We start from the raw sequence: 12,878 nt of genomic DNA on the forward strand, positions 1-12,878 counted from the left end.
CTTCATTGCGTTCAATTTTGTTTAGGATCCCCGGCCCCGGTACTGCGTAAGAGTTCCGTGCATTCATTTCCTCCCCACATTGTGAGCAGCAAACTTTAGGGTTCGCTGGTTGCTCGCAGCCTTTGTGCATATGCTCCAACGTGACACCATCTTCATCAACCAACCACTTATCCCCCCATCGCGTGATCATTATGATTATGGGATAAAGATCGAGTCCCTTCTCTGTTAGCTTATATTCAAAGCGTTTATGGGTCTCATCGTACATCTCCTTGTACAGCACACCATCGTCAACCAGACGATTTAGTCGGTCTGAAAGTCGGTGCTTGCTGATGCCAAGTGTACGTTGAAGCTCGGAAAAACGACGCACCTTGAGGAAAATCTCTCTTAAAATCAACAGTGTCCAACGATCACCAAACACTGAAATTGCTCTAGCCATAGAGCAAGTCTTACTGTTTATTTCATCCCAACGCATAACAGAGCACCTAACAATTAATGCTTGGATTCTAGAGGATCCCGTCACAATTTAACATCGTCGCTTGACAAGTTCCATTATGGAACCGTATCTTTATCCATAAGTTCCATAATGGAACCTAGCTTATTCCAGAAAAGATTGAGAAAACTCAAATTAAAAGTACTAAACATAGAAAGAACTGCTGTCATTCTGATTTTATAAATAAAAGGTCATCGAATGTTACGTATCATAAAGAGCCTGTTTTCAAGAAATCGATACTCACAAAACCAGTCATGGACTTCTGATTTCTTTAGTGATTACTTTCCTCCCTCAATTCTTACAGCAGGTAAAGGTAAAGAACCTACCTCTATTATTCAGAAGCCATCCAAACCACAACGAAAGTCTACGTTATCATCACCAGCAATCTTTAAGCGATTAATCAATCTCTATCCGCCCTATCTGGGAGCTGGTGTAAAAGTTACCTATATCAAAGAAGATTGGCGACAGGTTGAAGTCAGGCTGCAAATGCGCTGGTACAACAGAAATGCATTTGGCACCCATTTTGGCGGAAGTATCTATTCTATGGTTGATCCTCACCTAGCATTGATGCTGACCAACCTGTTAGGGCGAGACTACATTGTTTGGGATAAAAGTGCGCATATCGAATTTGTTAAAGCCACCAAAAAACCTATTCACTGCGTATTAACTATTTCGCAAGACGAGCTAGATGACATCATTAAGCACACTGAGAATGGTGAAAAATATCATCCAGAATTTAAGCTTGAGATCTTAGGTGAAGATGAACAGTTAATTGCGAAGGTATATAAAGAGCTATACGTTAGAAAAAAACGTCAGTCATGAGGAATGATCAGACTGCAACATAACGAATTCTTCTATTTCTGATAAGGCGCTGTGTTCCCACAACGCCTTAGTGAGTTGTATGAATAAGCAGAGCGTTCATACTCGTTTTTATTTCTCCCGCTTTATTTCATCATAATCACCAAATACCGCACTAAAGATCTATTCAAAAACTAAAAAAGAAGCTTATTAATCGACTACACTGCTATTTATAATATCTCGGTGCAATTTCCACTGTCCGGCCTCTTTTTTCCAGATAACAACATACTTGCCCTTGTCCAGCATATTGCCACCATCACCTTCAAGAATATATTTGCCCACTTCAGTGGCCGTATCACCATAGTCCTCGACTTCGAGTGTTTCTAACTGTACGGATCTAATACCTGAGTCCATAAGAGTTTGAAATGTTGACTGCAATGCTAACCTTCCCGTTACGAAGTCGCTGTTTGGCAATAAGAACTGTCCATTCTCTGTATACAGGTTTGCCATACCAGCGGCATCGCCCAAACTGAAAATATGAGAATATTGTTTGTTAGCATTAACAATATCTTCAAACGTAGGATTGACCTGGGCCATGTTCTTCTCCTTTATTCACGTTTCATCTAAGTATACGTAATGGGAGCCGGGCCATAGGACTTCTTTACGAACTAGGGAGTCTCGATAACAGACTTAATAGCGGCAATGTTGACACAGAGGTTACAAACAGGCTTTAAAACAAGATAATATTGCCTTTATTTGCTGCTTTCATCCAAATTATGAATCGCATTCAACACCTTGGCTTTCTGGCTATCGTTAGCCTATGTAGTTTGCCGACTGTCGCTAAAGAGAGTGCGATCAACCTACAAACCTTATGGCAGCAGTTTTATCAACAAGCGAGCCAACTTCCCTCCGAGCATGTTGTTAGTCAAACTGAGCTTAACCGTTACCCGAAGCCGTTACTACTGAGTAGCAGCCAGTATCCCGACTTCAAGCAATTTCACTGGCAAGAAATCCAACAGCTCTGGCAAATCAGTCAGCGCTGCAAAGATCCTCACATATCAATCGCAACCCCGGCATTACAAGCTGCCGCCAAGTTTGAGCTTTCACTGTGTCAAAGGACACCATTGGCCAGTGCGTGGTTTGATAACCAAGCCTTGTTACACCCGGCCGGAGGCAGCTATGCCGATAGATATTTAGCATCACTCGAAAACAAACTAGGCAAGGATCACCCCGAGACCCAAGAATTTCTCTCTCATCATAAGAGACAGTTAACTCTGGCCAATGCTGCTCACCCACTTCATTCGCAGCTGCGCCCACTATCGACAAAAGGTGTAGATGCTTTGCTGTCAGGCTATCGCGCCTATCTCTATGAGCAGAATAAGTTGTGGATAAACAATGAGTTAGATTGGAAGGTAGTTAAGGCAAGCCAATGGCAACCTCTTGCTGAGTCAATGCAATTAAAACTCACTGATAGCACAGCTACAAGCTGCTCATTTCGTTATAGTAACCTTTGTATAACGGCGATCACACCAGAAAAACAATGGGCTCGCTGGGCGTTAATTTTTAGCGCCTTGGTTATTGCTTCTCTGTTAATTCGCAGCCTATACCAACGCCGACAAAATGCTAAAGAGAGGCAATTTGTCCTTCAGCTTCTGACCCATGAGCTTCGAACCCCAATTACAAGCCTAGGCTTAACTGTTGAATTATTTCGTGAGCAGTTCGATGACCAGAATGAACAAACACAGCAGGCAGTGTGGCGCTTAATGGCCGACCACCAGCGCTTGGCTCAACTCACCGAAACCAGCAAAGGGTATTTAACCACTAATTCGAAAGAGCAATTTCAACGCCAGCGCGCCTATCTTTCCGACTGGCTTGAGCACTGTTTGGATAAACACCAGCTTAACTACGCCTTAAACGAAGATCGTGAGCTCGAACTGCCCTACTACTGGCTTGGGATTTGCCTCGACAACCTCGCCAAGAATGCCCAGCAGCATGGTAAAGGCCAAATCACTATAGAAGTTAAGGTTAACAAAGTACTGCATATTCAGGTTGGTGACCAAGGAGAGTTCCCTAGCTCTGCAAAACGCTGGCTAGGTATGTTCAGTCAGCCAAAACATCAGGCAAATATGGGTATAGGCCTCATTATCGTGTCACGTCTGATGAAAAAAATGGGGGGAAAGCTTATCTGCCTGCGCAAGCCGACTCGTTGTATATTGGAGTTACCGTTATGAACCATATTCTGCTTATCGAGGATGACAAACTACTCGGCGAAGGGCTCAATGAATACCTGACGAAGCAAGGGTTTGAGTGCCAATGGCTCACCAACATCAAACACATTGAAAAGCACTGGTATCGTGCCGATTTGGTTATCCTTGATCGTCAGTTGGCTGAGGGAGACAGTGTCACTTTTCTGCCTCAATGGCTCAGCCTAAAAGCACTTCCTGTCATCATCCTCACGGCCAAAGTCGATGTTGACCAGCGTGTTGAAGGGTTAATGGCAGGCGCGAAAGATTATGTTCTAAAACCATTCTCCCACCAAGAACTGTTAGCACGTATCCATGCACAGCTCCGCCCTTTGGGGCAAAGTGCGGTCCAGTACCAGCAACTGGTTATCGATGTTGCGAATCAGGTTGTTACCGACAACGGATGCAGTGTTGAACTAAAACCGAAAGAATTCCAGTTGCTGCTGATGTTAGTGCAAAACCAAGGCCGTGTATTTCATCGTGAAGAGCTGCTCAATAAGATCTGGGGCTACCAGGCTTTTCCTACCACCAGAACCGTGGACAATCATGTTCTGCGCATTCGACAAAAACTACCCGGACTGGACATTGAAACATTACGCGGTGTTGGTTATCGATTGGTAAAGTGCGCATGAAAAAACTAACTTTCATTATTTCCAGCATACTGACTGGCACCTTAAGCACTTCTGTCGTTTTAGCCAGTGATTGGTTTCCCGATACCCCACTACAAGCCAGCTACTCGGCCCTAGTTGAGGGCAATGCAATGCTTGCATGGCAAGAGCTCCAGCTAAGCTTGAGCCAGAACACTATTCAGGAGCATTATTGGCGGCCAGTTAAACAGGCTGTATTGACTGAGACTCAGTGCGGCAGACAACTCACAAGTACAGCTTCAATAGCAGCAGAGATCAGCTTATCCATTATCCGTAAAGGCAACGCAACTAACCAAGGCTACCAGGTTAAGCTATCAGCTGAAAAAGTCAGTCAACCCATTGAGCTACAGCTCTTTGATGCAGATAGCCGACAGCTTCTAACAGCAACGATCCCCACGCCAACCAAGGAATACCACGAATTTGAAAGCAACGAACTCTTGAACGAACCCAAGGCAGGTCTTTATCAGCTATCTATCAATGGCACTTACTATCCTTTGTTGATCTCCTCATTTGAGAGCAAGTCATGGCTCCAACCTTCGACAGACCGGGCTTTTGAGTCACTGCTCATCTCTCCTCCCGACCAGACTGTTTCATGTTCACCAGCCACTGCCAGTTGGCAATGGCTTGATAATCAATATAACTTGCTTGAAAGACCGTCCCTTATGGCACTTAATCCAGTCACTATTGCTAACAACAAACAATACCATGCTCAGTTACCTGAAGGCCTACCAGCTAAAGCAGAATGGCTAAGTGCAGTAGTGAGCCAGTATGAATACCAAGGTAGAATCAAAGTGGAATATGTCCAGCGCTTAAGCCTGCCTGTCTCAGGAATAGAGACATACAGGTGACAAAACAAATCCAGATATAACCTTTAATGGAGGCAAATTCATAACAAGATAGTCTCCATGAAAACATTTATACCATTAGTCACGCTTTTGGCGGCTGCTATCAGCTTCTCAGCACACAGCACTGATATTGAGCTGACGTACAACAATCAACATATTTATATCAATCCGAGTAACTTGCAGATTAACTGGCAAAGCCTGACACAAAACCTTTTAGTAAACCAACCAGCTCTGACAATCAACGGCCAGTCGCAGAAAGTAACTGGGTTGATTCAGCCGAGTCAAAATCAGGCGCACTGGTTGCTCAAACCCAGCAACATCCGAGTGAATGCCACGCTTGGCGAAAGCTTGAGGCTAGATTTTACAGTCAGCCCAAAAGCAACCATCAAGCGTAATCAACCAATCAAGTTATCCTGGTTCGATCTCGCCGAGGAAGAAGCGCAAACCCTGTTGATTCCTTTCAACGAAGGGATGCGCATACCAACCGACCACCAAGTCTGGATACGCTACCTAAGCGAAAACTATTCAGGTTCTAGCACCACCCAAGATCTAAAGATGCCATTTTGGACCATTGAACAAAACGGCTTATTTATTAACTATCAACTGATTACAGCTACGAATAATGCGCTGAACTTCTCGGCTGCACAACAAAAACTGGACATGCAGGCTAAGCATGAGTTTACGGTACTAAACCAGAAGCAGCCTTTTAGCGTTAAGATCGCTCTGGGTGATGACCCCCTTTCCGGCGCGAAGCAGTATCGGGAATGGCGCATTCAACAAAACCTCTCCCAACCGCTATCAACCAAGCTCATCAATAACCCAGTGTTAAACAAGCTGATTGGTGCCAGTCACGTCTATTTGTTTGGACGCGATGTCCTTGCGGTTGAAGATGTCAAAGACTGGTGGGGGTTAAAGGAGTGGTACTTCAGCCAAGCAACACTCCAGACAACCCGTGATGCAAGAAAGGAACTCAAACCTCTGCGCCAAGGCAGTGATTGGCTAAGTCGTTACCATAAGCGACTACTGGTTGAGAGCATTAATCAGTCGGTTAACAACCTCTTTCCTGCCCAAGCCATTACTGAAGACAGCGTTACGAAAGACACCAATAATATAAAGCAGCAGTATCAAACCGCCGGACAGCGCAAGGCCTGGCTTAACGAACACGCTGCTCGGTACCTGATCTCCTCAGAGCGATGGGGGCAAGCGATTTCCAAAGATATGGTCAATAACCTGCAAGAAGCTGGTTTGGAAAAGCTATGGCTGGGTTTCGATAACTGGATGCCAGCATTCTACCAACCTCAGGTCATCGACCAAGCCAAAGCAGCTGGGTACCTTGTCGGTAGCTATGACTCCTACAACACAGCGATAGCGCCTGGCGTAAATGATACTTGGCTCACTGCCCAGCTACCAAAATCAATGCGCGAATCCTGCGCTATTGAAAATGCTAACGGAGAAAAGCAAAAAGGCTTTCGCGGCAATGGCTTTTACCTCAACCCAGCTTGTCATCGAAAGTATGTTGAACAACGAATCAAAGACATCATCCACTACGGGCACTTTAACAGTTTGTTTTTAGATGTTGATGCGACGGCGATGGCCCGAGAAGATTACAGTGCTCTTAACAGTGGAATGAGCCAAGCTGAGATGCTCACAGCGTTTAATGACCGGATGCAATGGATCTCATCTTTACCAGAGATCCTGCTAGGCTCCGAAGACGGTAACAGCCTGACAACTCAGGGGATCGCCTTCGCCCACGGAATGGAAACAGTCGGCTTTGGCTGGACAGATCCGGACATGAAGAGCAATCGCCGCTCCCCCTACTTTTTAGGTGCCTGGTATCCGGATCAGAAGCCAGACTTTTTCTTTAAATCGGCAGAGGTGAAGGAGCCCTACAGGACACTGCTTTTTGCGCCTCAGTACCGAATCCCGCTGTACCAAGCCGTATTTCATGATGAAGTCATTAACAGCCATCACTGGCATAGCGACAGCCTGAAGTTCAGCAATGTACAGATTGAACGTGACTTGACCAGCATGTTGTACAACACCCCGGCAATGGTGCACCTGAGTCGAGATGAGGCCAATAGTGTAGACGCTCCTCGATTGCAGGCACTAGCCCATTATCAAAAAGGCTTTGCCCCTATTCACCAACAGCTATGGAACAAGGCTTTAATTGATTTCACCTGGCTGGATAAACAAGGACTACTGCAACAAACGACTTTTAGTGACGGCAGCAAGATAATCGCCAACTTTTCAAAGCAAACAGTAACAACTGACAACCAATTGCCAATTCCGCCAGGAGCAATATTGGCCTTTCTAAACACCGGAGAGAAGATAATGTGGCGCTCTTTAGGGGTTGAAAGTTCTAGGTCTAGTTCTAGTTCTAGTTCTAGTAAGCAACCTATAAATTAAGTTAATTATTGCGTGATTAACGTTAAATCTCGCCATCAAAGTTTTCTAATTTGAATTACCAGTCAGGCTGCATAATCGTACAGCCTGACAAGGTTTCTTACGGACAATAAGCTTGATATAACCTTATGACTCTTTTCGCTTAAAGAGCTTTTTAAAGAAGGCACCGACACCAACGACAATAACCAAGCCAAACTTCTTAAGAAACATTAAAGCAGCAGCCAAGAGCCCGGTTTTAGTCGCTACTTTACCTGCCACCAAGGCACCCAAACCATACGCAGCCATTTGATCGGTACTGGAATCAAAGTCGATATATCTTGACCCCTGATCAAACTCTGCCATTGCCAACACTGAATCTAACTTTGATTCAATCAGTTCTTTTTGATCCATTGCCGCAATAAAGTTTAAGACCAAGACACCTTTTCGACCCAACACTCTGATATTGTAATTAAGTGTATTAATGTCATCTTCACCAAATTTAATCTCTTTCGCCCAATGTAATTTATGGGTTTGAGAATCATAATGAGGCGCAGCAGCCCAGCCAATTAGCTCGATAGGCTCATAACCTTGGTCGACGCGAACCTGGCTTTCCTCCACGACATCAGCCTTCATCTTATCTAACAGCTCGGTATAGTCGATATCATTTGCATCACTATCAGATACATAACCATCTTCCTCATAACGAATCGTCACCGCCCATGAGTCATTATCAAATGGTGTCGAACCGGCAGGAAAAATCATACCCAGAGTGTTCTGTCCCGGAGGGTTCCCCCAGACATCAACTAAAACAGTTTCTGAGTCACTGGACGATAAATAATAAAAGTCTTCCGGGATGTTTAGGGTTGCAATAGCGCTGGGTAGTTCTATTTTACCTTTCTGGCGGTCAAGCGAATCCCAGACTTTCGACGCCCACTCATAATATGCATCTTCATCAGATTCGTTGCTTGCCGTTTCTGCAAAGGCCAGGCTTGGCAAGATCAAAAAAACGGACAGAAATAAAGCCCTAAGTTTCATAATTACTCCATTAATACTGCATAAAACTAATACATCTCCGCAGGTAGCAAGCGTAAATGCCTATAATTTTGACTGTAAGACCAACCTGTAAAAGTAGAAGCCGCTCAATGCAACAGGTCAGTACGTTCTTGATTAAATGAACGCGGTATAATACCAACCAGTTGGATATTAAATTTGATATTCGCCAAACAAATCATACTTAAGGGGGAATTCCCAGAGAAAATACATGCACTCCAGTTATGCATCATCAATAGTTCGCACAATACAAGCAGAAGAAATACCTTCGACGCAAAACAATGAACAGCTAATCAATAGCAGGCATAAATCACGCTAACTTGTCCCTGATAGAAGTTAGCGCAATAGAGCAAAACAATAAGAATTCACCATCCTATAGTGATATCTCAACGCCGAAAGGTTAGAATCGCCGCCTTACTCCCCTGTGAGCTGCATGCTCCTAGGGTTAAACATCATCACAATAGATCAGCATATGCACTCCCCGGAACATTGTTTTACGCCGTTTAAAGAATCGATTGACACATATAGCTTGCCGGAGCGTTTTACGTTTCCGTTCTACTATGAGCCTCATCCTCTGTGTTTGCTGGCGGCGAAAGAGTTACAGCACCACCTGGAAACGCAAACCGAGTGGCAGCATAATTTTGGCCTTTCCGAGGACAAAACCGCGCCTATTGGTAAGATGTTTGGTGTCCTGCTGGTTCAAAATGAGCAAGGAGAGATTGGCTACCTCTCTGCATTTTCTGGAAAAATGGCTGATCAAAACCTGCTGTCACACTTTGTTCCACCGGTGTTCGATATGCTGGCCGAAGATAGCTTCTTTCTTAGTGAGCAGTTAGAAATCAACAAACTCACTGCAGTTATCAAAGAGCTAGCGAGTAATCCCGAGATTGAGATAACTCGCCAAAGCCTAAAACAAGAACAAGCCGAAAGCCGCAAACAACTGGAAGCTCACCGAAGCCGTATGGTCGAAGGGCGCAAAACACGAAAGGCACTACGGGCCAACGGAACCGCCCTTTCATCAGATGAGCTTCAAGAGCTGAAAAAGCGACTTAGCCAAGAAAGTGTGATTGAAAAGCTGCAACTGCGAGATCTTAAGCTACATTGGGAATCACGCCTAGGCGCTTTGCAACATCAACTTAATGAGCTTACTGATGAAGTAAACGAGCTCAAGGCCAAGCGTAAGTCCCTCTCATCTGAGCTGCAAAAGAAGCTGTTTGCCCAATACCGTTTCCTTAACGTAGACGGCATCGAGAAAGATCTCAATGAACTGTTTGTCGATACCACCCGCAAAGTTCCACCTGCAGGTGCCGGTGAGTGCGCTGCCCCCAAGTTGTTGCAGTACGCTTTCAAATGGGGAATGAAGCCGCTGGCAATGGCTGAGTTTTGGTGGGGCTCATCACCAAAATCTGAGATCAGGCAGCATAAAAACTTCTACCCAGCCTGCAAAGGTAAATGCCAACCGATTTTGGAACATATGCTGGACGGTATTGAAATGGATGAAAACCCGTTACTGGTTAATCCTTGCGAAGGAAAAACCGTCGAGGTTATCTACCAGGATAATGATATGACTGTGGTCAACAAGCCTGCTGAGTTCCTATCGGTACCGGGAAAAACCATTGAAGATTCTGTATACCTAAGGATGAAGCAACAGTTTCCAGAAGCAACGGGGCCGCTTATTGTTCATCGCCTCGATATGTCTACCTCCGGGTTGATGGTTATTGCATTAAGCCACCGGGCAAATAAAAGCCTGCAGAAGCAGTTCATCCAGCGTACCGTGCAAAAGCGCTATGTTGCCTTGGTCGACGGCTTGATTGAACAAGACGAAGGCATTATTAAGCTGCCTTTGCGTGGCGATATTGATGACCGCCCTCGCCAGTTAGTTTGCTACCAGCACGGCAAGCCAGCAGAAACCAAATGGGAAGTTATTGAGCGAAAGAACGCACGAACTAAGGTCTATTTGTACCCTAAAACAGGGCGTACCCATCAACTTCGCGTTCACTGTGCCCATATTGAAGGCCTGCATATGCCGATGATTGGTGATGACCTTTACGGCAAAAAAGCCAACCGTCTTCACCTGCACGCAGAAAGACTGGAACTGACTCATCCCATTACCAATGAGTTCATGCAATTCCAGGTTGAAGCTGAGTTTTAAAATGCACCATTAGCAAGTCAAAACCTGCCACTAAAACTGAGCAGCAGCCACAGAAAAGCCCAACCAGTGAGCATTCACCGGTTGGGCTTTTAATAACCAGCTCAAAGAGTCTGTCGATTACTTAGAATCAGCACGGCTCATGAATTTATGCTCGGCAGTGTTGACCTTGATCTTTTCACCGCTGGCAATGTACTCAGGCACCTGAACAGTAAGGCCAGTTGACAGTACAGCAGGCTTAGTACGAGCACTTGCCGATGCACCTTTGATCGAAGGATCGGTTTCAACAATCACCAAGTCAACAGTTGCAGGCAGTTCAATCGCGACTGGAGAACCATCAACAGTCAAAACCTGAATACCCTTGGTTTCTTCGGTAATAAACAGAAGCTCTTCGGCAATCGCCTCTTTATTGAAGTTGTACGGTGTATAGTCTTCATCATCCATGAAGACATACTCATCACCGTCAATGTAAGAGAAAGATGCCTGATGGCGGCTGAAATCAGCCAGGTTGATCATCTCATCTGCTTTGAAGCTTTCATCAGCTTTCACGCCTGTAGCAACATCATACAGACGCATTCTGTAAAGGCTTGCACCTGCGCGGCCGCTTGGTGTCAACTTGCTGATCTCTTTAACAAGATACACTTTGCCGTTATGTTCGATAGCTGCAAACTTTTTAATTTCACTTGCCTTTGGCATGGTAGTCATCCCATAAATAAACAGTGAGGAGAAATTATCACGAACTGGATGTTAGGCAAGTATTATTGGAAATAAATGCTGATTATTTAACCGCTTAATCCATTATTGCAACTCACGTCGCGCTACAGAAGCCTATTATCCGTCCAGTGATGTAACAGCTGGCCTGAACGTGTTTCCAAATACTCTCCACCAGCCACTTTCCGGCAGCCATTTACCCATAGTTCTCTGAGCCCGCGGGCAAAGGCATCCGGTTGATCTATTGTCGAATGGTCGCTGAAATCCGCACCAAACAAACTGATATCAGCATAGTAGCCAGGGGCAATTTTACCACGCTTGCGCAACCCAAAAGTCTCTGCACTCAGCGCTGTCATCTTATGAATAGCCTGCTCTAAGGGGAGAAGCTGCTTATTCTTAACAAACTGATTAATAATTCGGGGGAAAGTCCCGCTTACCCTTGGATGGATCTGACCGCCGAAAATGGTATCAGTACCGACCATCCCCCTCGGGTGGGTAAAAATACGCTCCACCAGCGCTTCATCCATGAAGTAGTCAATCATTCGTACATTGCCGCGCTCACTGACAAGAAGATCCAGCACAAAGTCTACCGGGTGCTGATCCGTTTGCCGGGCACACTCTGATACCGATTGTCCCAGCCATTGCCTTGCTGACTGTGTTTCTACCTCGCATATCAGAATGTTCTCCCCCCCTACCAAAGCAGGCAGGTTATCCCATGGTTCACCCGCCTGAGGTAACAGTCGCTCTGAAAACCAATCCTTAACCTGTCGTCTGATTGGTTGAGTATTCAATGCATTCATTAACTCATCCGGCGCATAGGTACGAATAAGTGCAGGAGGCAAAATCGAAAACAACGTCGTACTGCCGTAATGATATGGATATTGGTCAAAGGTCAGATTGTGACGATCAATCAACGCCAGTAACGAGTCAATTTTGGCGGCATTACGTCGCCCTATCAATTTTAGGTGGGAAATATGTAACTGGCAGCCCGCTTGCTGTGAGATGGCAACCATCTCTTGTACAGCTTCCAGAACCTCGTCACTCTCACTACGTACATGAACAACAAGCGGCTTGCGATGTTGAGCAGCAACCTGTGCAACGGTGAGTAATTCTTCCTTATCACTAAATAATGCCGGATGGTAAATAAGCCCAAGACTGATCCCTCTGGCCCCAGCAGCCAACGTTTCATCGGTTAACTTTGCCAGCTGGCAGCGCTGCTGTGAACTCATGGGGAAATGACTATTGCCACAAATTTGATAGCGCAACAAGCCATGAGGAAGAAACGCTGACAGATTCACCTCGAGCCCATGCTGACTCAGTGAGTGGCAGTAACTAGCATAATCATCCCAGTTCCAGTCAACTGGTGGGTTCCCTATGATAAGCCGGTCCCGGAGTTCTGGCTGCAGATGTTTGGGCAAAGGAGCAACACCCAATCCGCAAAGCCCAACCAGTTCGGTTGTTATCCCCTGAAGCACTTTGGGCTTAAAGCCCTTAGGCATGAACGTGGCCAAATCCGCATGGCTATGGACATCAATGAACCCCGGGGCAAGGTAGGCGCCATTA

At 45.5% G+C, this 12,878-nt stretch carries 11 protein-coding genes; 6 read left to right on the top strand and 5 right to left on the bottom strand.

Going from position 1 to position 12,878, the window contains the following annotated elements; all coding sequences use genetic code 11:
* Window positions 1-436 (bottom strand): helix-turn-helix domain-containing protein (locus tag MHN01_RS06020; protein WP_239410492.1); only part of this gene is annotated, 436 nt, incomplete at its 3' end.
* A 252-nt stretch (window positions 437-688) separates the two neighbouring features.
* On the opposite strand from MHN01_RS06020, the gene MHN01_RS06025 reads away from it, so the two are divergent.
* Window positions 689-1,312 (top strand): DUF4442 domain-containing protein, encoded by a 624-nt coding sequence (locus MHN01_RS06025; RefSeq protein ID WP_239410493.1) that lies wholly within the window; start codon window positions 689-691, stop codon window positions 1,310-1,312.
* Window positions 1,313-1,498: 186 nt separating this feature from the next.
* Here MHN01_RS06025 and MHN01_RS06030 read toward each other — a convergent pair whose 3' ends face one another.
* Window positions 1,499-1,885, bottom strand: coding sequence for a DUF4440 domain-containing protein (locus tag MHN01_RS06030; RefSeq protein ID WP_239410494.1), 387 nt, complete (start codon window positions 1,883-1,885; stop codon window positions 1,499-1,501).
* Window positions 1,886-2,064: 179 nt separating this feature from the next.
* Between MHN01_RS06030 and MHN01_RS06035 the strand changes: the two genes are divergently transcribed.
* The 4 genes from MHN01_RS06035 to MHN01_RS06050 are packed head-to-tail and all read left to right on the top strand — an operon-like array spanning window position 2,065 to window position 7,429.
* Window positions 2,065-3,519 (top strand): DUF3404 domain-containing protein, encoded by a 1,455-nt coding sequence (locus MHN01_RS06035; RefSeq protein WP_239410495.1) that lies wholly within the window; start codon window positions 2,065-2,067, stop codon window positions 3,517-3,519.
* The gene (locus MHN01_RS06040) at window positions 3,516-4,163 is read left to right on the top strand and encodes a response regulator transcription factor (RefSeq protein WP_239410496.1); all 648 of its coding nucleotides are present in this window, start codon (window positions 3,516-3,518) and stop codon (window positions 4,161-4,163) included. The genes MHN01_RS06035 and MHN01_RS06040 overlap by 4 nt, the downstream gene beginning before the upstream one ends.
* Window positions 4,160-5,026, top strand: a complete 867-nt coding sequence (locus MHN01_RS06045; protein WP_239410497.1) for a DUF2861 family protein — start codon at window positions 4,160-4,162, stop codon at window positions 5,024-5,026. The genes MHN01_RS06040 and MHN01_RS06045 overlap by 4 nt, the downstream gene beginning before the upstream one ends.
* A 57-nt stretch (window positions 5,027-5,083) precedes the next feature.
* Window positions 5,084-7,429 (top strand): glycoside hydrolase, encoded by a 2,346-nt coding sequence (locus tag MHN01_RS06050; RefSeq protein ID WP_239410498.1) that lies wholly within the window; start codon window positions 5,084-5,086, stop codon window positions 7,427-7,429.
* 123 nt (window positions 7,430-7,552) lie between these two features.
* Here MHN01_RS06050 and MHN01_RS06055 read toward each other — a convergent pair whose 3' ends face one another.
* Window positions 7,553-8,440 (bottom strand): DUF2167 domain-containing protein, encoded by an 888-nt coding sequence (locus MHN01_RS06055; protein ID WP_239410499.1) that lies wholly within the window; start codon window positions 8,438-8,440, stop codon window positions 7,553-7,555.
* Between the two features lie 487 nt (window positions 8,441-8,927).
* Here MHN01_RS06055 and MHN01_RS06060 point away from each other — a divergent pair, with 487 nt between their 5' ends.
* Window positions 8,928-10,607 carry an RluA family pseudouridine synthase gene (locus tag MHN01_RS06060; protein ID WP_239410501.1) on the top strand — a complete coding sequence of 560 codons (1,680 nt, stop codon included), beginning with the start codon at window positions 8,928-8,930 and terminating at the stop codon, window positions 10,605-10,607.
* A gap of 117 nt (window positions 10,608-10,724) precedes the next feature.
* Here the strand turns inward: MHN01_RS06060 and yeiP are convergent, their stop codons facing one another.
* Both yeiP and MHN01_RS06070 read right to left on the bottom strand, forming a co-directional pair.
* Window positions 10,725-11,300, bottom strand: a complete 576-nt coding sequence (yeiP, locus tag MHN01_RS06065; RefSeq protein WP_075765988.1) for an elongation factor P-like protein YeiP — start codon at window positions 11,298-11,300, stop codon at window positions 10,725-10,727.
* Window positions 11,301-11,422: 122 nt separating this feature from the next.
* Window positions 11,423-12,878, bottom strand: a 1,456-nt coding sequence (locus MHN01_RS06070; protein WP_239410500.1) for an amidohydrolase family protein, incomplete at its 5' end; no start/stop codon positions are given.

It is taken from the genome of Photobacterium sp. OFAV2-7 (assembly GCF_022347985.1).
Lineage (GTDB): Bacteria > Pseudomonadota > Gammaproteobacteria > Enterobacterales > Vibrionaceae > Photobacterium.